Source organism: Bacillus sp. AC266 (assembly GCF_979253805.1).
The window spans coordinates 1-22,223 of the sequence record NZ_CEEDEC010000001.1 but is presented as its reverse complement, the minus strand read 5'-3'; the positions used below and the strand labels follow the sequence as shown (position 1 = coordinate 22,223).

Genomic DNA, 22,223 nt, shown 5'->3' with positions numbered 1-22,223 from the left:
TGATATCATGTAAAATAAGTGTTAATAATAGAATCCATCAAAAAAATTGATACCTTTTTCGGGGTGATAATAAATGGACATAAAAGATTTAACGGTTTTTTACGAAGTTGCGACAGTAGGAAATATATCTCATGCTGCTAAAAACTTAAACTATGTACAATCAGGTGTAACGATGCGTATAAAACAACTAGAAATTGAGTTAGGTGTGCCTTTATTTTATCGAAATGGAAAAGGCGTTACTTTAACTTCTAACGGAGAAATTTTATTAACATATGCAAAACAAATCATCCATCTAATCGATCAATCCATTCAAGCTGTCCAAAGTAACGGAACCGAGCCAAAAGGCACGTTAAAAATCGGGTGTACAGAATCGACAACAGCCGTTCGTCTCCCGCCTATATTAACGACCTATTATGAAAAGTATCCAGAAGTTGAATTGATTCTAGAAACAAATACGACAGACCAATTAACTCAGCTCGTTTTAGAGCGAAAACTAGACGGGGCTCTTATCGCTGGAAATATTCAGCATACTGAACTTCATACACTTTCATTTCGAGAAGAAGAACTCGTTCTCATTAGCAAGACTCCTCTATCTTCCTTTAAAACAATAGAAGAACTGAATTTACTCGCTTTTAGTCAAGGTTGTTATTACAGAAAACTATTAGAAAACTGGCTTCAAGAAGAAGGGATTTCACCTAAAAGAATACTAGAGTTCGGAACAATTGAAGCAATACTTGCATGTGTAAAATCAGGTATGGGTACGGCTATTATGCTGAAATCTATTATTCCAGATTACGAACATGGTTTATCTTTAAATACATTACCAAATCACTTTAGAAAGGTTCCTACTACTTTTATTATTCGAAAAGATATTTTCCACTCAGCTGCCTTGCAAAAATTTATGGAGATGATCAACAATGCGTGAAAAAAAATACGCGGAATGAAACGAAAAACAAAAACTCTTATAAAAAGAATTGAAGACTCTACTAAAGCATTTCCGTCTACTTTCTATAACGATGAATACTGGCATATGTCTTTACCAGGCTCTCAAGCTTTTATCGATTCTAGTACAACACCTAGGAAAGTAAAGCGATTGTGCATTCAAACCCTGTTAAATCAAGCGAATCAATTAATGACAATGAAACCGAACGATACAAATACATATCGAGTCGTTGTTATGATCAAAATAGCAAGCTTATGGAACTCACAAATCATCATATTTAAAAACGATGACTACTTTCAAAATTTTTTCAATAGAGATAACGAATTTCAAAAATGGATTCCCCTCTCCAATGCTTCCGACTTCGGGCATGAATGGAAAATATCAATTTCTAACAGTGTCCAAACATTGCATTTCCAAGAGATAATCCATGATGAAGATGGATTTTATGATGAAGGAGAACTTTTGTTTATAGGAGAGTTATCATAAAAGGGGAACTGTCAAATGAAAAACTTCCCTTTTTCCACTAAACAACATCGCTATATGATGAATTTGACATTTCACTATATAGGAGGTTTTCATATGGTAATCCCTAAATATCCTGAAGTCCCACATCTTACGAAAAAACAAATTGAAGAAATAACCGAAATCGCTTTCCTAAAAGAATCAACACCACAACAGTGTGATGCAATTTTCGTTTTCGGTGGTTCCCATCCTGGTAATTGGCAAGCTCCTTTACATGCTTATCAACAAGGTTTAGGTGCACAAATTATCGTCACAGGTGGTACTAGTTTACATGGAATGAAACATCCAAACTGAAATTAAGGAATAATGTAAAAAAACTGCTTATTTAAACAGTTTTTCACATTATTTCTTATTATATTTTAGACAATACATTTTCTTGGAAAGTATGTTCGTCTTGATCTTCATATCCGGTTAAAACAACTTCTTGAATATCATCATGGTTAAATAAACATGTGAAATCTGGATTCATATAGCCTTCTGGATACAGGCACCCCATATAATCGAACTTCCTTACCTCATCCGTTTCTACTTGTTGTTTCCGCCCAAAAATCATGAGTTTCTTTGTACCTTCCTTTAAAATTACAATAGAACCTATAGGGAGCAGTTGTGAATTCATTGTCTTTTCTCCTTTCTTGTAAGTTTAGGTTTCTTTTGAGAATGTGGTATATTTACATGTCCCGAAGCAGCCGTGGATTGTCTCCTTTCCTTCCTTGACAATTTAGGCTTCTTTTGAGAATATAATTCTTTTAAATGTCGCGAAGTAATACCTTGTTTTTTGAAATCAAAGTAAAAATACAAATGTGTACTTAGCGCTAGGAAAACAACTGAAATAAATGACAAAATAACGATTAGCACAATCGCCATAGCTTTTTGGCTCAAAATCCCAATAATAACTTGACCAATCATATAACCTAAACCCGAAAAATATACAATTTTAGGAATTTTCACATCTTGATCAGTTGTCCCCCTTAAGCGGGCTGTAAAATATTTAATCCAAAATAATTCAGATTTATAAACAATTAAACTATATGCAATAAGCGATAGAATAGAAAATAAAGGTGACTCTATTTCTACGAATTCGTAAGCTAACTTTTGCACAGCTATAAAGCTACAAAATGAAATACTTAACGCAACAAATCCAGAATATAGTAAATGTTGCAATTGAGGCTGCCGAGGCTTATGAATAGAAACCCAAATTCCCCATAGATTACATATCACATAAAATGGAAAAGCTGCGTAAGAGTATATATTGTACGGCGGAAATATGAATAGAATGATAAGTAGCATAAAATTCATGATAACCCACACAAAGGCCCCTACAATATTTCTTATATCAAATGGTATTAATATCCGCATACAATCATCTATGCTGTTGCCATTATATTTGTCCATTATACACCTCATAAAAAATTAAAAGATTTTATCTAATACATTTCCAATTCCTGATTTAACTCTATCTTTTATCGAATCCTGTTTGCCATCATGATTCCAATCACCTTTGTTAAATTTGATTCCATCAGTGAACATACTAATTTCCATGAAAACATCCAAGCTTATTCCACTCCAATAAAGGTTCCATTTGCTGCATCACTAATAAGAAATAATGTAAAAAAACTGCTTGTTTAAACAGTTTTTTTACATTATTTCTTATTATATTTTAGACAATACATTTTCTTGGAAAGTACGTTCTTCTTGATCTTCATATCCTGTTGAAACAACTTCTTGAATATCATCATGGTTAAATAAATAAGTGAAATCTGGATTCAGATAGCCTTCTGGATAAGGACATCCCATATAATCGAATTTTCTTACCTCATCCGTTTCTACTTGTTGTTTCCTCCCGAAAATCATGATTTTCTTTGTACCTTCTTTTAAAATTACAATAGAGCCTATAGGAAAAAGTTGCGAATTCATTGTATGGCCCCTCCTTATTAATTGTTTTTTGCTAAGAATTTAAGGAACCTAGCTTGGTTTTCCGCTTCTTTAAATCGATATATATACATATATAAGCTCCAGATATACTAAACACAACAGCAAATAAAGAAAAGACTAAAATTAAGACCGTCGCTAAAGCATTTTGTGATAATGAACCTATACATATCTGTCCAATAATATATCCCAATCCTGAAAAATAAACAATTGGAGAAATTTTGATATTTCCATTTTCTTCATTGTTTAATCGCTTTAAAAAACTTTTCATTCCAATAGAAGTCAATTTATAAATTGTAAAAATGTAAAGCACAAAAGTAACAATAAAAAACAGAGGTGTTTCAATTTTAATAAAAGTATATGCAAGCTTTTGAATCACTATAAAGCTTCCAAAAGAAAAAGTTATTCCCATAAATCCATTATATAAAATGTGTACCAACCTTGGCTCATTTGGTTTACAAAAAAATACCCATACCCCCCATATATTAGCAGACAAAAGAAAAGGTAAAATTATATATAAGTATATAGTAAAGGTTGGAGGAAATAAAAATGGGGTTAAAATCATAAAATTAATAACTACCCACACCATAACGACACTCGACCTTACACTGTCAGGCATCAATTTCCGAATAATTTGTTCTGTGCTTTTTCCGTGGTATTTTTCCATATTAATCTCCCAAAAACTAAAAAATTTTATCTAAAGCTGCTCCGATTCCAGATTTAACTCTATCTTTTATCGAATCCTGTTTACCATCATGATTCCAATCACCTTTGTTAAACTTAATTCCATCTGTTATTATACTAGCTCCTATAGAAACACCAAAGCCAATACAAGCTCCAGCAACAGTTCCGATTGGACCTCCCAAAAAAGTTCCAACCAATGCACCTGCTTTGGCTCCCGCAAAGGCACTTACAGCAGTTGTACCAACCCCGATTGCTGCATCACCAATAATATCACCAGCTATCTTAGTTTTTGACGCTTTATTTTCAATATTTTCCTTTGTATCATTAATTACATCCCATCCTACAGCTGCATAGCCTAAAACATTTGTTTTTAATTTCAATGAATCTTTAAGAATTTCTTTTGGTGATAAAACATGTCTTTTTACATCGTCTATTTGCTTGACTTCGGCTAAAGGTAATTTTGTACGCCTTATCACATTAAGTCCATTTTTATCCTTTAGTACGGTGCGATTTTGAAATCTTACCATTTCTTTTCCTTTTCTATCTGTGTAGGGTGTTACACGCAAGCCTTTATTATGTAAAGATGCCAATTTATAGGCAGCTGCACCTTCCGTTACGGTACCCAGTAAAGTAAATGAAGACCCTGCAGGGTTATCTTTCCAATCACCAATATCGCCACCAAACGGTGCAAACCAATTTATCTCAATTGCTTCTTCTCCAAATGAAACTTCTTGTTGATCAGCCTTCTCAAAACGATCAGCAGCTTTTCTTAATGCATCACTATGTTCTTTTAAAACTGTCGTTATAGTAGCTAACACTGAGCCTGCGTATTGGGATTGATTTAACACAGCATCTCTTCCAGATATTTGGAAAGGAATATCAAATAACTGCTGATTGATACGTTGATGTGTTTCAGATAGCTCATGAGCTGTTTGTTCTATATTAGAAGCCAGTTTCCTTAAATGATCAGGAGTAACCTTAATTTCACCGCTCACCTTGTTTTACCGCCTAATGATTTAAGATAAAGTACCATTTTCTTTATCTCTTCAGTAATTGTAAAGGTATCAAGGCAAATAAAATTCGTTTGTGTTTGCTTATTATCTAAAACTTTTTGGATTAGCCAATATTGATTTTGACTATATAAAAACTGAATACAGTCTGTAGACCATGAGTCCTTTATATAATCTCTAGGAAATATAATACAATAAAAAAATGATTCAATCTAGTAATTGCCAACACTTATAACTAAAAACTAAAAAAATTCTAATAACAACAAAAAGAAAGGGAATTAATTTACATATATTTTTATAATAATAATGGCTCTTCACTAAACAATTTTATTTTGTAAGCTAAAAAAATAGAAGTATCGTCCTATATAAGACAATACTTCCTTAGTTACTTAAAAATCACATAATAAATTACCCATTACTTCTTCAAGCACTACATCTGGATTTACTACCTCTTTTTCCAAACGCCATCCTATAAAGCCATCTGGTCTAATCAATGCAGCACCTCCATGCCCTATCCCATATAGTTCACTCAAAACATCTTTTTGAGCAACAAAGTCTCCACTTAAACCAACACGATACACTTTTATATTTACTCCTATTTTAGATGAAACGTCACGTGCAGCTTCATTCCAAGCACTAGGCTCTGCTCCAGTAAGTAACACAAAGTTGCTACCAAATAGATCAAGTATAGAAACTTCATTTCCTTCATAAGTTCCCCAAAAATGTGGCGCACGCGTTCCCGGGCGTCCGTTCAAATCAACTATATTCATTCTATGCGGTGTGTTACATTCGTCTATAATTGCTTCTGAGCAATACTGATAACCAGCAGTGACAGCTAAACTATCCATATTACTCAAATTACCTTCCTCTCTATTCGCAGCACGAAATAATATACTACTCGCATGGTCCGTCGTTAATTTTGCAACAGGATATCTCTCGTCATGATACGTTTCTAACAATTTTGGATTTGCTTTCCCTTTTATAACAGCCGCTAATTTCCAAGCTAAATTATGTGCATCTTGTATTCCTGTATTTGAACCGAATCCTCCTGTTGGCGGCATAATATGCGCTGAGTCACCAACTAAAAAGATGCGATTGTCCTGAAATTTTACCGCTGTACTTTCACTCGCTTCCCACGGCAAAACACTTACTATTTCTGGCTTAATATCCGTACTTCCAATTGCAGTTTGAATAATTTGTTTACAGCGTTCTATAGAGAAATCCTCTGGTCGCTCCCCTTTTACTGGATCATAAGCTACATGATAAATCCATTTACTTTCGTTATCGACTGGAATAAGCGCACCAATTACTTCTGGATGAAGTATCATAGTAAAACCGAATGCGTCTCCTTTAATAAATTCACTCAAATCCGCTTCAAAATATATGTTCATATAATAACCACCGATTGTACCACGGCCCTCGGTTAAAATACCTAACTGTTCACGTATTTTACTTTTCGCTCCATCTGCTGCAATTACATAATCACAATGAATCATGCTCTCTTCTTTCGTTTTACGATTTCGAATCGTTGCTATTACTCCGTTTCCATTTTGCTCATAAGAAACTAGTTCATGATAAAAAGATAGCTTCCCGCCTAATCTCTGTGCTTCTTGTAACATCATCTCCTCTAAAGTAATTTGATAACAAGCAGTTTGTTTTGATGGGCTAATTTCTTCCACTTTACGAAATAAATTTTCGCTATTTTCATACTGCGCCGCCCTTATTTGTTCCAACTCTTCATGCTTTACCTCAGCTATTGTTTGAACTGCAATTCTCCCGTGACAATTCTCTAATGCTTTACCAGCTAATCTAATTCCTTTTTCTAGACCCAGTTCTCGGAATAATTCCATTGTGCGAAATGTAATTCCACCCGCTTTCGGATGAATCGCAGTAGACGGATGCCTTTCAATAAGTACATAATCAATGTTATGTTTCGCAAGAAATAATGCAGACGATAATCCTGATAATCCCCCTCCAACAATTAAAACTGGTACATGTTTCGATTCCATACATTTTCCCTCCACATATATTCTTCTGAGCTCAGTGACATAAATATAATCAAAAAACCAACAAAAATATAGACTTATATTTCATTTTGAATTATCATATAGATAGATTACGCCCCAAATTACTTTTATCCTTTCATACATCTACAAGTCACTTAATTTGTGTGTGTATGAAAGGATAAAAAAGAAGGCCCTACTTTACTTTGAACTATTCTCTGATATAGACATCAAAAATAATAAAAACATTATAAGCGGTCGTAACCTTGTAAATTATACAAGGTTACGACCGCTTATTTTATTGTTAAATGGCTACCCTTTATCCTCGGCAGACAACGCATTGTTAAATCATTTTCTACCTTTCAACTCCATTATTTTCTATTCCCTATAATAACTACTCCATAATTTTCAATACGTAAAAATGGCTTCGTCTCGATTTTCTTTCTCAATATTGCAGCTCATACAACATTCATGTAGCATTACCGTATCAATGTAATGGTTCATCATCTTAAACCTTTCGACTAATTATTGGAGGTATAGTAATTGAAATGAATAAACAAGAACAATTAAATGTTATTAAAGAAGATTTTATTAATTGTCAAAAAGTATTAGTGGCAATTGGTGACGAAACACGTCAAGCTATTTTGTTAGTTCTAATGAAAACAGAATGTCAAACTGGATTACGTGTTGGCGAAATCACTAAACAAACACACCTTTCTCGACCAGCAGTATCACATCACCTTAAGATTTTACGAGAAGCTGGTATTATCTTAATGCGTAAAGAAGGTACAAAGAACTTTTATTATATTGACATACGTACAAAATTAGGATTATTAAAAAATCTTGTATTAGATATTGAGAAGCTACTGCAAAACTTTTATTGAAATTTGGAGGTATAAGAAATGAGAGCAATGGTGATTGATAAGTATGGGAAAGTTCCAATGCGCATGACTGAGATGCCCACCCCTGAAATAAATCAGTATGAGGTGCTCACAGAAATTCATGCAGCTAGCATTAACCCAATTGATTTTAAAATACGCGATGGAAAAGTGAAGTTGTTACTTAAATATAAAATGCCCCTTATTCTTGGTAATGACTTTTCTGGTGTCATTGTAAAAGTCGGAACAAAGGTGACTCAATTTAAAGTTGGTGATGAAATATATGCACGTCCAAGAAAAGATAAGATCGGTACTTTTGCGGAATATATAGCCATTCATGAAGATGATATAGCCTTAAAACCGAAAAATTTAACTTTTGAGGAAGCGGCGTCGATTCCTCTCGTTGGCTTAACATCATATCAAGCATTACATGACATCATGCAATTACAAAAAAGACAAAAGATTTTGATTCACGCTGGATCCGGCGGTGTTGGTACTTTCGCAATTCAGTTAGCAAAAATAATGGGTGCCACTGTTGCAACAACTGCTAGTGAAGCTGGTGAAAATTTAGTAAAGTCTCTTGGCGCAGATGAAATTATTAATTACAAAAATGAAAAGTTTGAAGATATACTGAAAAATTATGATGCGGTATTTGATACACTTGGCGGTACAACACTTGAAAAATCATTCGATATTATAAAAAGCGAAGGGAACATTGTTTCCATTTCAGGAATGCCGAATGCTCGCTTCGGTAAAGAATTTGGTTCAGGATTTTTCAAAACACTCTTATTTTCATTAGCAAGCAAAAAACTTACTGCACTTGAAAAAAAGCATAATGCTCAATATTCGTTTTTGTTTATGAAACCAAGCGGAGATCAATTACGTATAATTGCAAAGTATATTGAATGTGGACAAATCAAACCTATAATCGATCGCATTTTCCCTTTTGAAGATACTCAAAAAGCAATGGAATATTCAGAGTCTGGAAGAGCAAAAGGAAAGATAATTGTAAAAATTAAATAATAATAAAACTCCATTTTTTTAAAATGGAGTTTTATTATTTGCTGTTAAATAGACATAGTGCAATGAAGTCCTTACAATAGATTTCAAGGGGAAATATCATATTATACTTTTAGCTAATTTTACAAAGAATACATACATACAAATACATAATAAAAAAATAAACAAGGAGGAGATAAAATGACTAAAAATAATGAAGCAGGTTGGAATTTAGATAATAGTTATACGACTTTACCACAATCATTTTATACAGAAATCCCCCCAACTCCTGTACACTCACCGGAGTTAATTAAACTAAATAATTCTTTAGCAATATCTCTTGGCTTTAATCCTGAGGAACTAAAAAAGGACGCTGAAATCGCCATTTTAGCTGGTAATACTATTCCAGAAGGAGCTCATCCACTAGCTCAAGCGTATGCTGGGCACCAATTTGGTCATTTCAACATGTTAGGAGATGGTCGTGCCCTTTTAATTGGAGAACAAATTACTCCTTCAGGCGAACGGTTTGATATTCAATTGAAAGGTTCCGGTCCAACTCCATATTCACGCCGCGGTGATGGTCGTGCTGCACTCGGTCCAATGCTACGTGAGTATATTATTAGTGAAGCGATGTACGCGCTTGATATTCCAACTACTCGCAGTTTAGCAGTAGTCTCAACTGGCGAACCAATCTATCGCGAAACGAAGTTACCTGGAGCTATTTTAACTAGAGTTGCAAGCAGTCATATACGCGTTGGAACATTCCAATACGCCGCAGCTCGAGGCTCAATCGAAGATTTCAAAGCTTTAGCTGATTATACGATAAAAAGACATTATCCAGAGGTTGAATCTACTGAAAATCCATATGTCGCACTACTACAAGAAGTCATTAAGAGACAAGCAAGCCTTATCGCAAAATGGCAACTCGTTGGCTTCATTCACGGCGTAATGAACACTGACAATATAACGATTAGCGGTGAAACGATTGATTACGGTCCATGTGCCTTTATGGATAGTTATAATCAAGGAACAGTATTTAGCTCTATTGACACACAAGGCCGTTATGCATACGGAAATCAACCATATATGGCTGCATGGGATCTCGCACGTTTAGCTGAATCTTTAATACCGATACTGCATGAAGATGAAGAAGAAGCACTAAAAATTGCACAAGATGAAATTTCAAAGTTTAGCGTGCAGTACGAAAACAATTGGTTCCTCGGAATAAAGAAGAAATTAGGACTATTTAGCAATGAAGAGCAAGATCAATCACTTATTGAGAAACTTTTAAAAGCAATGGAAAAATATAAAGCAGATTATACAAATACATTCCGTGCATTAACTGTCAATATATTAGAAAATGCACCTTTATTTGAAAGTCCTGAATTTAAAGAATGGTACGAGCTATGGCAATCTCGGTTAGAAAGACAAAAAGAATCGAAAGATGATGCATACAAATTAATGAAAAATAACAACCCAGTAATCATCCCTCGAAACCACCGAGTAGAAGAAGCACTAGAAGCAGCTGTTAAAGATGGAGACTATAGCGTAATGGAGAAACTTCTTCAAGCTTTAGCAAATCCTTATGAATATTCTCAAGAACAAGCGGATTACTGCATGCCTCCAGCGCCGTCGAATCGCCCTTATAGGACTTTTTGCGGGACGTGATTATTTAACATAAAAAAGGTGTGTTCATACAAATTGTATGAACACACCTTTTTTATACACTTCCCTTTTAAAAAGACAGATTGAAGCATCTTATAGTTATCCTTACTATATTCCACACTCCCCTCCCTTAAACTAAAGAACAAAACTAACTTTATTCCAATTTGTTTAATAATAAATCCACTAAACAAATATTGAGAAATATAAAACCCCATTTCTAAATATTGTTATTTTTGATAATATGTTTTATAAGAATATTCAAAAAGTGAGGGGATTTCATGAACGTTCAACTACAAGGTAATGAACAAATTACAAAACTATTTAATGATTGGTATTTAGCTATGCTAAAGCAAGATGTTTCACAGGCGACGAATTTAAAGCATGAAATTGAGGAAAAGGAACTACATTTTAAAGAAGACGAAAATTTAGCATTATACTATTCCTTACTAGATTTTCGCTATAAAATTTTAACAGCTAGTTTAAGTATTACAAAAGATAGTTTTGATAAGATAGATTCTTATACTATCTCATCTAATCATCCACTTTCTTATTACTATAATTTGTTTAAAGCGATTTATGCTACTTTAACAACAAATTATAACTTAGCGAGTAAACATTATGAAAAGGCAGAGAAACTATTAGTCAATATTTCAGATAAATTAGAGGAAGCAGAATTCAATTATCGATTCGCTATCTTTAATCAACATTTTTATAAACCTATTGAAGCAATTCAGCAAGCAACAAAAGCCAGAGAAATTTTCATTACTGAAAAAGGATTTGAAATAAAATTAGCCCTTTGTGACAACATAATTGGTTCTTCATGTGTATTTTTAAAACAATATGAACAAGCAGAGGAAAAATTCAATTCTGCTCTTTCTATTTTACAAAAATTCAACGAAAATGCTTTAGTTTTAAGTGTTCGCAATAATCTAGGTTGGCTCTATGCAAGTCAAAACCTTTCTCCTCTAGCAATTCGACATTTATCAGAAGTTACAACAAAAATACCTACACATTTTAAAGCGACCTTTTTACAAGCTAGAGAACATTCTAAACTTGGTGAAATAAATATTGCTGAAGAACTTATTAAAAAAGGATTAAAAGTTTGTACAGAACTAAATAATGAAGAATATATACTTCATTTTAAAAATTTAAATTCATTTAACAATAATGAGTCAACTGAAGATCTAGAAAAAATTATTCTTGAAGGAATTACTTATTTCGACAAAGAATCTTTATATAACTACACTCAAGAGTATTCAGAGAAACTAGCTGTTAAATTTTATGATGAAAATAATCATATAAAGGCGAGTGAATATTTTCATAAAGCGTTACAAGCAAAAGAAAAAACGTTTGAGAAAGGAGCTCTAAAATGATTAAAAAAATTAGTTCTCTCGTTTTAGGATTATCTGTTATTGGTATTGTGTCTATTGGAATAAATAGTTCATTTACATATCAAGCAAGTCATGCCGATCTTCCTGCACCACAACGACCTGATTTTGTTCAATCAGTTGACGTTAGTAAAGACTACAATCCAACAACTGCTGAAAAAACATTTTAATACCAAAGAAATGAACGACCTTCGATTAAGAAGGTCGTTTTAAATGCGCTTATTTTGTTGATGTATCGAGTACTTTTTAATAAACAAATGGTAGCGCAAGAGATACTAAACCACCTATTATTACAACACTTAATAAAGTAATACAATTCCGAATTGATATCCCATTCCTCTAATAAGCTATGCCTCCGGCGGGATTCGAACCCGCACTCCTTTCGTAAGCATAGGCTAAGGGGAACACGCTTCCCTACGGAATTTCACCGACAGGAGTTTCACCTGTCTCAGCTTATTTGCTTTTCGGTGCTTCTGAAACCTTCGCCTTGCGACCCGGTTCTACACTGTTTTCCGGCGCTCTTCCCTTCTAGAGCTACGGAGGCAGTTTTTCTTTCAAGTAAAAGATATTTCTACAAAAATAGAAATATCCCTTTGTTTCATATGAAATCACTCTATTTCCTTCATCAACCCTGCAATCCCCCTGCTCCCTTCACTCCCAACTTTCTCAAGTTCTTCTATAACTAATTCTCTTCTCTCCACAGAATGATTTTGACTTAACTTCGCTTTCCCTTCTATTTTATTTATCTTTATTCTGAACCCAACTATTCCCCTACTTAATCCTTCCATATAATTCGGATCTACATTATTCAGTGAGTACGTGCTCTTTGGATTTTCATATTTATGTACTAAATCTTGAAGAGAATCTATTAATTCCTGTTCATCTTCAACAATTTCTAACTCCCCATATACATGCACCGCAACATAGTTCCATGTTGGTACTGCTTTATTTGTTTCATACCATGACGGAGAGATGTAACTATGTGGCCCTTGAAAAATAGCTAACACTTGTTGATTTCCACTATCTTTCCACTGCTCATTTGGACGTGCAAAATGCCCGGATAAAGTAAGTGTTTCCCTATTTAACAATAACGGTAAATGCGTTGCGTACGGTGCTCCGTTATGTTGAGAAAATAAAGTTGCAAAGCTATTTTGTTCAATCATTTCGTACTTCGTCTCTTCATCTTGTATAGTGAAATGTTTTGGTATGTACATAAGCTCCCTCTTTTCTTATCTTCTTATTTCCCATTATATTTACGAGATTTATTATTGGGCAGGGACAGATGATAATTGTTTTATAAGGTCAGTGCATATAGTAAAACCTTTGTTTCAAAAATAATAGGTGGCATTATATGATTTCTGCCACCTTAGTCAATTTTTTTATTTATACAAACTCCCTTATTCAACGATCCTTCATAGCTTTTTCTAATACATATTCAATAAATTCCGTTTTACCTAAGCTATAATTTAAGCGATTTTCCGCCGTTTCTGCTAATTCTTTCTTTAGCTTTCCATATTCAATAACAACGTTTGGATTTCCACGAAGATACTCACGAAACGCTACATGTCTTCTTAACTCTTCACTATTCTTATCGCATACATATAAATGATGTTCCATCCAAATTGTATTCTTCCCGTCCCTCGGAACATATTGACCCTTTCTCCCAAAAACCTCTCTCCCCTTAAAACTCCACTCTTCTTGATGAAAATAACCTACCTGTTCAAGTCTCTTTATTACTTTTGGAAAAACATCATAGTCTTCTATTACAACATCGACATCTAATATCGGTTTAGAAGCAAGGCCTTTAACAGATGTACTCCCAACGTGCTCTATAGAAAAAATGAGTTCTCCCATTACGTTATTAATCAACGTCTGTAATTTACAAAATTCACTTTCCCATTGTGTATTATATTTCTCAACAGTAATAAATTGTTTCAATTGACCACCCTTCTCAAATCACTTTTATAACCTCTGAATATGCGTATCCTTAAAATCAGTTTCATACTTCAATCCATACCCAAGCATTCGATCCATTCCAATATGTGCTGTCCATATTAAACCAATCATTAAAATCGTATCCATCTTTAAATAGACCCCTATTAAAACAAGTAATATTGATATGATATATGTGTGAAATAGATTATAAATTTGTGCACCGATACGTTTGTTAATAGCGTACGCCACCATTGCTAAATCAGGTGCAAAAAGTAATACAATAAATAATAACCAACTAAATCCACATAATCCATATATATAAATTGCAACTAATAAGACCACCAATCCTTCAAAGTGTATAATTCGTTTCTCCAAACTTCATCATTCCTTATCTGTTAGCTTGAAAATTTTATTCGGATTTAAAATATTTTGCGGATCAAGAGCTTTCTTTATTTTCTCCATTACCAATAATGCCGCACCATGTTCTTCTTCTTGATACTTCTGCTTTCCTATTCCAACGCCATGCTCTCCTGTACAAGTTCCGCCACGCTTAAGAGCATACAGTACAATACTTTCATTTATTTCATCCGCTTTTTTCACTTCATCTTTATCATTTGGATCAATCATTAAGAGCACGTGAAAATTCCCGTCTCCTACATGGCCAAGAATACCACCAACAAGGCCCACCTTATCTAACGTCTCTTTCGCATTTTGAATCGCGCCAGCTAACTCTGAAATTGGCACACATACATCTGTACTCATTAGCTTTTTGCCAGGGTAACTATGAACGTAAGAATAAGCTAAGTTATGTCTTGCATCCCATAATTTATTTCTTGCCGCAGTTTCAGTTTCAAAAGCAACTTCTTTACATTTATGATCAAAAACAATTTCCTTCGTAAACTCGATATCTTGCGTTAATCCCGCTTCATTTCCGTGAAACTCTAAAAACAGTGTTGGTTCTTCTCTGTAATTTGTCTCATTATAATGATTTACTTGTTTCATAGATAATTCATCAACAAGTTCTATTCTCGCAATTGGAATGCCAGCTTGCAGTATATTAATAACAGCTTCTACTGCATCATTTATAGTTGGAAACGATGCTCTCGCAGCCATAACATGTTCTGGTATGCCGTATACTTTTAATGTTAGCTCTGTAAAGCATCCAAGCGTACCCTCTGATCCTACGAAAATACCATTTAAATGATAACCTGATGATGACTTCGCCGCTAAATTGCCAGTATGTATCACTTGCCCATCAGCAAGCACCACTTCTAAATCACGAACTTGATCACGCATTACGCCATACTTAACCGCTGTCGTTCCGCTCGCATTCGTAGCAGCCATGCCTCCTAACGTTGCATCTGCACCTGGATCTACACTAAAAAACAAACCGTACTTTTTCAATTCTTTATTGAGCTGAGAACGAGTCACTCCTGGTTGTACTTTCACAAGAAAATCTTTCTCTCTTATTTCAAGTATTTTGTTCATTAATGAAAAATCAACTGTAATCCCCTTTTCATAAGGAATTATATGACCTTCTAAACTAGAACCTACTCCAAATGGAATGACAGGTTTTTTATGCTCACTCGCTATTTTCATTATTGCTCTAACCTCTTCCATCGTTTTCGGAAAAACAACTACATCAGGTAAACTACTATTATGGTAAGATTCATCTTTACTATGTAACTCTCTTACTGTCTTATTAACCACTACTTGATCTTCAGGAAGTACATCCTTTAATTCATTTACTAAACGCTCAATTGTTATTTCCATTACATACTCTCCTTTTATATTATTTACTCTACATTAATTATACCATTTTTATACATAATAATCAGAATAGTTAGATTCCTGAGGTTTTATATTAAAAAAGAACTTGCAGTATATTAGAATATAAGGTAAATAGTATAATAAAACAAAACCAGACCTTATATTTAGAGTTTTTGAGTTTGATTATATATAATCAAACTTTATAATCAAACTTTTTATTTGTATGGGGTAGCACCACATGCCCATCAACCTAACGGAACAGGTTGCCCCAAAACGATAAAAATGAACTTCGTTGCTATAAAAAACACAAAATTTTCGTTAAAGGGGAACCTCAAAATCTTAATTTGATGGGCTGAATCCCGCATTCCCCCTTTTCGAGGGATGGGTAAAAATACCCGTATCAAAAATCTACAAATAATAAGATAAGATCAACGAACACAATCTTTTAAAGCACGGCTTCTTTCTTCTTTTAATGCATCAATAGACGAAAAATACTCCCATACATAGTTTCCTGATGCTTTTTCCATATGTTCTATAGTATGTTCAATGTCTTCTAATCCTTTTTGTTCCAAGTCAACTACCTCATGATAATAAGCAAAATCACAAGACGTAGAATCAATACCTAATTTATTGGCATGTGCAGTAAAAGAACATGCTCCGCCTGCACAGTCTAAAACTTTCATATTCTCTAAAATTTCAGGAGATAAATCAAACATTTTAACGTATTCCTCAAATGTTCTTCCAATAAATACAATACAATTAATATCTAACTTTAAATTTTTTTCAATTATATTCATCGTTTCTCGCCTCTTTTTTATCCAAATATTTCAAACACCTTCCATTTTATCTTTTTCATATAAATTTCGCGATATAAATCTAGTGCCTTCAGTTAACATAACCATCTTATTAGTATTCAACAATGGATAAAATTTTCATTCTGAGGGTAGTTTTATTTTCTTAGCTTGGTAGCGATGTGGTACTCCCCCTTTATGGGCTAATCTTGAGAAAATATTAATTCGATTAAAAAATAACATTTTTTCAAATTCCTGTAATTATAATTAAAGGTATTCTGTTAGCCTTATACAGATGTATCCGTCGATTGATTCCATGTATGAATCTAGTTTGGCTATCAATAGAATATTCCACATACCATTGAAAAAGGGGGAAGGTTTATGCAAAGAGTTTTTAAATTCCTGTTCATATCCGTTTTTTCTTTAATTTGTGTTTTGTATGTTCAAACAAATGCTTTTGCCGCACCAGCATACGATGGAGTTGTCAAAATGAAGCAGCCGTCAGGCGAATCGTTTGAGGGCACGTTGCATGGAGATGAATGGTTCCATTGGGCAAGTACAAAGGATGGCGACGTACTTTTACAAGATCAGAAGGGGTATTGGAATTACGCTGAGCTTACATCAGATGAACTGAAATCGACGGGAAAAAAATATAAAATTGATAAGAAACCTTCCATGGCAGTAAATGAGAACAATTTGAACAAATGGATAAAGAAATACAACCCTCAAGCAAAGAAAAAACAGGAGCACTTGAATAAATTACAAAAAGAATCACCAAAAAATATTGATGGAACTGTCACTCCAGTTTTAGGAACCAAAAAATTACTTGTTTTGTTAATTGGGTTCACAGATGTTGATATTGCATATAACGATAACGATTGGAGTAACAAATTCTTTTCTACAAATCAAAAGTCAGTAAAGAATTACTTTAATGAAGTAAGTAATGGAAAAGTACAGATTGCTCCAGCTTCCGAAGCATATGGTACGCAAAATGATGGGGTAGTTAAAATAAAATTAGACTACGCTCATCCGAGTACCTCGGGAAAAAGCATGAGTACGGTTATAACAGATGCACTTGCTAAAGCTGATCCTCAGGTGAATTTTGCTAGTCTTGATACTAATAATGATCAAGTCATTGACTCTAAAGATGGCTTCTACATTGTAAGTTTTCTTGCTGGTAATGAACAGGCTGCTCCTGGTGCTCCACTTCCTTATATTTGGGCACATCAGTCGTATGCTCCAAATACAAATCACGATGGTGTTACTGTATCAGGCATGTATACGGCGCAGGGTGAAAAACAATATGGTCATATGGCAACGATTGGTATCCCTGCTCATGAGTTAGGTCATTCCTTTGGCCTGCCAGATCTATATGGTGATAATAATCATGTGGGTAGTCTAAGTATAATGGGTAATGGCTCTTGGAATAGTCTTCAAGGAGAAGATTATGGAGCTACACCCGGTCATATGGATGCCTGGTCAAAAGTAAAATTAGGATTTGTAACACCAAATGTAGTAAATACCACTAACAACCTTACTCTAAATGCGATCCCAAATAACTATAATGTGTTAAAGATACCTTTAAAGGATAATACGTATTTTTTAGTTGAGAATCGCGCAAAGGTTGGATATGATGCGAGTTTACCAACAAATTCTGGTGGCATTGCGGTTTGGCATATTGATGAATCCATGAATAATAATTCCAGTGATCCTCATCCCTTCATTGATATAGAGCAATCCATCAGTGAATACCAAGACCCGTTCTATTACACGAATCAAAATCATGCTGCTACCTTTGGGCCAGACACCAATCCGAATAGTAATACCTACACGGGAGAAAAATCAGGAGTAACGATTACAACGACAAGTACAAGTAATTCTGCTATGAATGTAGCAGTCACAACAAAAGAAGCTAGTTTAATTCCGCAAACAAACTGGACACTAAAATATGTAGATAGCTATAATTGGTACAATTTAGGTACGTATACCTTTGATGGAAACAAAGACACATTTTGGCATACAAACTGGAGCCCCGTAGCTCCAATGCCGCACGAGATTCAAATTGATTTAGGTGCAACCTATAACCTCTCCAAATTTAGCTATCTGCCAAGGCAAGATGGCCAAATCAACGGAACGATTAAAGACTATGAGTTTTACGTTAGTAGTGATGGAGTGAATTGGGGAACAGCTGTATCCATAGGTGCTTTTGCCAATAATACTAATTTGAAAGAAGTTAGCTTTGCAAACAAGACAGGTCGTTATATTAGACTACGTGCATTAAGCGAGGTAAACAATAATCCATGGACAAGTGCGGCTGAAATCAATGTATTTGGAGTGGCTCAATAATATATTTGTGAGGATATCTATTTAAATCATTGACACGCTATTTCAGAAGGTTATCATCCGCTGAGAGTTTCGTTCAGCCTTTGATAACCTCCTTATTTTTCCAATATGTAAAAACACACAGATTGATAAAATTGAATTGCTTAGCTTAGCCTAAATTTGAAACTTGTTAGGGTTTATTTCTTATGCAAATATTTCACTCACCTATACTTGTCTTTTAGAAAAAAGAAACAATCTCGCCTAAAATTGAATTTGCATGAGCTTAGCTTGAAAGCAATGGGGTAACACAAATAAAACGCAAATTTCGTAAGCTAAGGGGGAATCGGCTTTTTACTGTTAACTCGTTTGTAGTAATCGAAGGAAGATTACATTTATAAGTATGGGTTGAATTAATACATTTGTTACTGTCTGTATTGAACTAATTGATAATATGAGACTAAAAAACATCCTGCATGTTTGAACCATGCAGGATGTTTTTTAGTCTTTGTTTTTCATAATGTAAGAAACCAGACGAAGGATCTCCAGGTATAGCCATACTAATGTCATCATAAGCCCTACTGCGCTGTACCATTCCATATACTTCGGTGCTCCACTATGAGTACCATGTTCAATTGAATCAAAATCTAGTAATAAATCTAATGCAGCAACAATAATTACAATTGTACTTATTATGATACTAATTGTCCCACCTTGGTGAATATATGGAACAGTCACCCCTAAGATGCCCAGTAAGAAAACAATAAAATACATAATAAGAATTCCAAGTGTTGCAACCGTTACAACCGCACGAAACTTTTTAGTTACTTTTACTATTCGAGTTGCATATAACACTAACATGGCAAATAAAATTGAAATTGTTAGTAATACGGCAGTTAAAGCGATAGAATCACCAAAACGCAGTGTATAATATGCTGAAATACTTCCTAATAAAATCCCTTGTAATACTGCGTAAATCGGTGCGCAAATTGGGGATATGCGCGGAATGAATATAACTACAAATGCGACAATTAGAGTAACTATTATAATTCCAATCAACACGGGTATTTTCATTTCTCCTTGTATCATCTTTACGTATGAATAAATAGATGATGCAAGAAGTAAGATAAGCAAAACGAATGTTTTTCCTATCGTTCCGCCAATAGTCATTGTAGCAGCATTTGTCTTCTCTTTATGAAATTTGTCTTTTTTTAATATTGGATTAGTTGTTCTCATTTCTACCTCCTAAATAAATTCTACCTTTAAAGTGGACCTTTATATTTCTAATTTTTTATCAATGATACGTCCTGTAATAGCTGTTAGGGCAATTATGAATAAGCAAGTAAAACATACATCTAAAATAGTGAATCCTTCACTAGGATAAAGTGATGTGTCAATAAAACCATTTTTATCTATGAATCCCGTACTCTTTATGGTGATTACATATTTCTCTAATTTACTTAAAACATCCAGTACTAATGTTTGGATTGTTAAAAATAAAGCGAAGAAAATAATCGATATAACCATCTTACTCATTGATGACTTTATAGGAATCAGCTTTGTAATTACCATGATGAAATAGCAAGAGATTAATATACTCATGAAATCGATTCCCCATAATAAAACAGAAAGTATGTGATGAAGAAATCCATATGCATATAACTCATGAAATTCTTGTTGGTATCCCCCGACTACTTTTCCACCGTAGGTACTCTGGGAGAAATAGTATAGAAAAATTAAGCCTATTACTAGTAAAAGAATAAACATTAACGTGAAAAAGAATAAATTTGCATATATATATTTTTTTCCTGAGATGGCTGTATAACGTATCATAGTATTTTTTAGCATTTTATTGAAAGATGGCAAGGCTATTAAAATCAGTAAAAATGCAGTGCTACCTATTATTGAAATAAATATACCTAATGTTATATCCTTTGTAAGCTGATTTGTAACCTTCGATAGTCCCATCATATTAAATAAAAGAAGTAACGAAATAGTAATAAATCCAAAATAAAAGACGGCTATCTTTTTTCTATTACAATTAAATAAATAACGAAAAAGTGGATTCATTTCTCAAAAACCTCCTTAAATAACTCATGTACTGCTTTTCCATGGTGAAAACGAATTTCTTCTACATTTTCATGCAATACAATACTCCCGTCTTTTAAAAAGATTACCTCATCAAATATATTTTCAATTTCCTCTATTAAATGAGTCGAAATAAGAATGGTACTATCTTCACGATAAAAGTTAAGAATTAAATCTAATACATGCTTCCTAGAAACAAGATCAATTCCACCTAATGGCTCGTCTAATACATATACCTGTGCTTTCCTTGAAAAGGTTAATATTAGCTGTAATATCCCTGTTTTCCCTTTTGATAAGATGCTTATATTCTCCTCTAGCGGGATTTTAAAGTTAGCTATTAATTCTATTGCCTGTTGTAGATTAAAATCAGCATACATATCTCGGTAGAACAACAAGGCATCTTTTACAGTCATCCATTTTTCAAAAACAGGACTATCGGGCATAAATGAAACGATTTTTTTTGTTTCTAATCCCACCTTTTTATCTTTAATTGTAATACTTCCTTTCGAAGGGTAACGTAAACCAGATATCATTTTTAATAATGTCGTTTTACCACTACCATTTTCACCAACAAGACCGATAATTTTTCCTTCTGATATTGTTAAGCTTACGTCTTGAATCACTGTTTTTAAATCATATTTTTTCGATAGATTTTCAATTTCCAATAATTCTTTCATTCATTTCCCTCCTTTTTCTTTTCCAAAGAAGAACGGAGTATTGAGAGAACCTCTTCTTCCATAAATCCTAAGTTATTCATTCCATTTATAAAATTATCAATCAACTCTTTTGCCATTTCTTTGCGTAGCTCTGTAATTTTTTCTTCATTCATTGTTACAAATCTTCCTGTTCCTCTACGTGTCTCAGCAATACCTTCCCGTTCTAGCTCTTGAAACGTACGTTGAATTGTATTTGGATTCACTTGTAATTCACCCGCTAATTCACGTACAGCAGGAATTTTATTACCTGGCACCAAACGTCCTGTTACAATTTCTTTTTTGATGTATTCCATTACCTGAACATAAATGGGGATATTAGGAGAAAACTCAGTTTTCATTTCTCTCCTCCTCTGTATTAGTGTACTAGATAAATAGTACACTGATATAAATTATATGTAAATAGTTATTTTGAAAAATATAATAAATAGAAGGTGATATATTTAGTGAATTAGTGTAACTAACAAAATCCCATAAATGACCGTTTAAGGAATTCTATGGGGTCACGTCACATCGCCATCAAGCTAAAAAATTGTATCCATAAAACGAAAAAAACGCTATTCTTTTTGTAGAAATATACAGAAAG

General features: G+C 33.8%; 24 protein-coding genes and 2 pseudogenes. 9 read left to right on the top strand and 17 right to left on the bottom strand.

Features of this window, described 5'->3' with window-relative positions:
- Positions 1-73 precede the first annotated feature (73 nt).
- The 3 genes and pseudogenes from AC0IXC_RS00130 to AC0IXC_RS00120 all read left to right on the top strand — a co-directional run.
- A complete protein-coding gene (locus AC0IXC_RS00130) occupies positions 74-925 on the top strand; it encodes a LysR family transcriptional regulator (protein WP_002033425.1) in 852 nt (283 codons plus the stop codon).
- Positions 926-940: 15 nt separating this feature from the next.
- Positions 941-1,429, top strand: a complete 489-nt coding sequence (locus AC0IXC_RS00125; RefSeq protein WP_002033424.1) for a DUF3916 domain-containing protein — start codon at positions 941-943, stop codon at positions 1,427-1,429.
- 93 nt (positions 1,430-1,522) lie between these two features.
- Positions 1,523-1,756: pseudogene (locus tag AC0IXC_RS00120) on the top strand (hypothetical protein); the annotation flags it as partial.
- 61 nt (positions 1,757-1,817) lie between these two features.
- Here AC0IXC_RS00120 and AC0IXC_RS00115 read toward each other — a convergent pair.
- The 8 genes and pseudogenes from AC0IXC_RS00115 to AC0IXC_RS00080 all read right to left on the bottom strand — a co-directional run bounded on the left by AC0IXC_RS00115 (position 1,818) and on the right by AC0IXC_RS00080 (position 7,097).
- Positions 1,818-2,081, bottom strand: a complete 264-nt coding sequence (locus AC0IXC_RS00115) for a DUF4176 domain-containing protein (RefSeq protein WP_471652420.1) — start codon at positions 2,079-2,081, stop codon at positions 1,818-1,820.
- Positions 2,078-2,857 carry a hypothetical protein gene (locus AC0IXC_RS00110; RefSeq protein ID WP_407707560.1) on the bottom strand — a complete coding sequence of 260 codons (780 nt, stop codon included), beginning with the start codon at positions 2,855-2,857 and terminating at the stop codon, positions 2,078-2,080. Before AC0IXC_RS00110 ends, AC0IXC_RS00115 begins: the two co-directional genes overlap by 4 nt.
- 18 nt (positions 2,858-2,875) lie before the next feature.
- On the bottom strand, positions 2,876-3,016 hold the full coding sequence (locus AC0IXC_RS00105; RefSeq protein ID WP_471652780.1) for a hypothetical protein: 141 nt from the start codon (positions 3,014-3,016) through the stop codon (positions 2,876-2,878).
- A gap of 99 nt (positions 3,017-3,115) precedes the next feature.
- Positions 3,116-3,379 carry a DUF4176 domain-containing protein gene (locus AC0IXC_RS00100; protein WP_471652419.1) on the bottom strand — a complete coding sequence of 88 codons (264 nt, stop codon included), beginning with the start codon at positions 3,377-3,379 and terminating at the stop codon, positions 3,116-3,118.
- Between the two features lie 31 nt (positions 3,380-3,410).
- Positions 3,411-4,061, bottom strand: coding sequence for a hypothetical protein (locus AC0IXC_RS00095; protein ID WP_471652418.1), 651 nt, complete (start codon positions 4,059-4,061; stop codon positions 3,411-3,413).
- A gap of 16 nt (positions 4,062-4,077) precedes the next feature.
- Positions 4,078-5,073, bottom strand: coding sequence for a WXG100 family type VII secretion target (locus AC0IXC_RS00090; RefSeq protein ID WP_471652417.1), 996 nt, complete (start codon positions 5,071-5,073; stop codon positions 4,078-4,080).
- Positions 5,070-5,261: pseudogene (locus AC0IXC_RS00085) on the bottom strand (hypothetical protein); the annotation flags it as partial. The pseudogene AC0IXC_RS00085 and the gene AC0IXC_RS00090, both read right to left, overlap by 4 nt.
- A 216-nt stretch (positions 5,262-5,477) precedes the next feature.
- Positions 5,478-7,097, bottom strand: coding sequence for an FAD-dependent oxidoreductase (locus AC0IXC_RS00080; RefSeq protein WP_471652416.1), 1,620 nt, complete (start codon positions 7,095-7,097; stop codon positions 5,478-5,480).
- Between the two features lie 542 nt (positions 7,098-7,639).
- Here AC0IXC_RS00080 and AC0IXC_RS00075 point away from each other — a divergent pair.
- From AC0IXC_RS00075 to AC0IXC_RS00055, 5 genes are all read left to right on the top strand, one after another.
- Positions 7,640-7,975 (top strand): ArsR/SmtB family transcription factor, encoded by a 336-nt coding sequence (locus AC0IXC_RS00075; protein WP_206703444.1) that lies wholly within the window; start codon positions 7,640-7,642, stop codon positions 7,973-7,975.
- Positions 7,976-7,993: 18 nt separating this feature from the next.
- Positions 7,994-8,992, top strand: coding sequence for an NADP-dependent oxidoreductase (locus tag AC0IXC_RS00070; RefSeq protein ID WP_471652415.1), 999 nt, complete (start codon positions 7,994-7,996; stop codon positions 8,990-8,992).
- A gap of 177 nt (positions 8,993-9,169) precedes the next feature.
- Positions 9,170-10,636: a protein adenylyltransferase SelO gene (locus AC0IXC_RS00065; RefSeq protein WP_471652414.1), complete on the top strand. Its 1,467-nt coding sequence runs from the start codon at positions 9,170-9,172 to the stop codon at positions 10,634-10,636.
- A 275-nt stretch (positions 10,637-10,911) separates the two neighbouring features.
- Positions 10,912-12,006, top strand: coding sequence for a response regulator aspartate phosphatase (locus AC0IXC_RS00060; protein ID WP_001102705.1), 1,095 nt, complete (start codon positions 10,912-10,914; stop codon positions 12,004-12,006).
- A complete protein-coding gene (locus tag AC0IXC_RS00055) occupies positions 12,003-12,191 on the top strand; it encodes a Phr family secreted Rap phosphatase inhibitor (RefSeq protein WP_016091949.1) in 189 nt (62 codons plus the stop codon). Before AC0IXC_RS00060 ends, AC0IXC_RS00055 begins: the two co-directional genes overlap by 4 nt.
- A gap of 438 nt (positions 12,192-12,629) precedes the next feature.
- Here AC0IXC_RS00055 and AC0IXC_RS00050 read toward each other — a convergent pair whose 3' ends face one another.
- The 5 genes from AC0IXC_RS00050 to AC0IXC_RS00030 form a co-directional block, all read right to left on the bottom strand.
- Positions 12,630-13,235, bottom strand: coding sequence for an FMN-binding negative transcriptional regulator (locus AC0IXC_RS00050; protein WP_201064913.1), 606 nt, complete (start codon positions 13,233-13,235; stop codon positions 12,630-12,632).
- Between the two features lie 187 nt (positions 13,236-13,422).
- Positions 13,423-13,959 carry a GrpB family protein gene (locus AC0IXC_RS00045; RefSeq protein WP_215590032.1) on the bottom strand — a complete coding sequence of 179 codons (537 nt, stop codon included), beginning with the start codon at positions 13,957-13,959 and terminating at the stop codon, positions 13,423-13,425.
- 24 nt (positions 13,960-13,983) lie between these two features.
- Positions 13,984-14,331 carry a DUF4260 domain-containing protein gene (locus tag AC0IXC_RS00040; protein WP_098636330.1) on the bottom strand — a complete coding sequence of 116 codons (348 nt, stop codon included), beginning with the start codon at positions 14,329-14,331 and terminating at the stop codon, positions 13,984-13,986.
- A gap of 6 nt (positions 14,332-14,337) precedes the next feature.
- Positions 14,338-15,729 carry an FAD-binding oxidoreductase gene (locus tag AC0IXC_RS00035; protein WP_016100874.1) on the bottom strand — a complete coding sequence of 464 codons (1,392 nt, stop codon included), beginning with the start codon at positions 15,727-15,729 and terminating at the stop codon, positions 14,338-14,340.
- A 425-nt stretch (positions 15,730-16,154) separates the two neighbouring features.
- The gene (locus tag AC0IXC_RS00030; protein WP_326997374.1) at positions 16,155-16,523 is read right to left on the bottom strand and encodes a hypothetical protein; all 369 of its coding nucleotides are present in this window, start codon (positions 16,521-16,523) and stop codon (positions 16,155-16,157) included.
- Between the two features lie 375 nt (positions 16,524-16,898).
- Between AC0IXC_RS00030 and AC0IXC_RS00025 the strand changes: the two genes are divergently transcribed.
- Entirely contained in the window at positions 16,899-18,863 is a 1,965-nt protein-coding gene (locus AC0IXC_RS00025) for a M6 family metalloprotease domain-containing protein (protein WP_471652413.1), read from the top strand.
- A gap of 474 nt (positions 18,864-19,337) precedes the next feature.
- Here AC0IXC_RS00025 and AC0IXC_RS00020 read toward each other — a convergent pair whose 3' ends face one another.
- Genes AC0IXC_RS00020 through AC0IXC_RS00005 form a run of 4 tightly spaced genes read right to left on the bottom strand, consistent with a single transcriptional unit; the run spans position 19,338 to position 21,978 of the window.
- The gene (locus AC0IXC_RS00020) at positions 19,338-20,072 is read right to left on the bottom strand and encodes a Bax inhibitor-1/YccA family protein (RefSeq protein WP_471652412.1); all 735 of its coding nucleotides are present in this window, start codon (positions 20,070-20,072) and stop codon (positions 19,338-19,340) included.
- A 39-nt stretch (positions 20,073-20,111) separates the two neighbouring features.
- The gene (locus AC0IXC_RS00015; protein ID WP_001068593.1) at positions 20,112-20,906 is read right to left on the bottom strand and encodes a hypothetical protein; all 795 of its coding nucleotides are present in this window, start codon (positions 20,904-20,906) and stop codon (positions 20,112-20,114) included.
- Positions 20,903-21,601 carry an ABC transporter ATP-binding protein gene (locus AC0IXC_RS00010; protein WP_326997371.1) on the bottom strand — a complete coding sequence of 233 codons (699 nt, stop codon included), beginning with the start codon at positions 21,599-21,601 and terminating at the stop codon, positions 20,903-20,905. The genes AC0IXC_RS00015 and AC0IXC_RS00010 overlap by 4 nt, the downstream gene beginning before the upstream one ends.
- Positions 21,598-21,978 (bottom strand): GntR family transcriptional regulator, encoded by a 381-nt coding sequence (locus AC0IXC_RS00005; RefSeq protein WP_326997370.1) that lies wholly within the window; start codon positions 21,976-21,978, stop codon positions 21,598-21,600. The genes AC0IXC_RS00010 and AC0IXC_RS00005 overlap by 4 nt, the downstream gene beginning before the upstream one ends.
- Between the last annotated feature and the right edge of the window lie 245 nt (positions 21,979-22,223).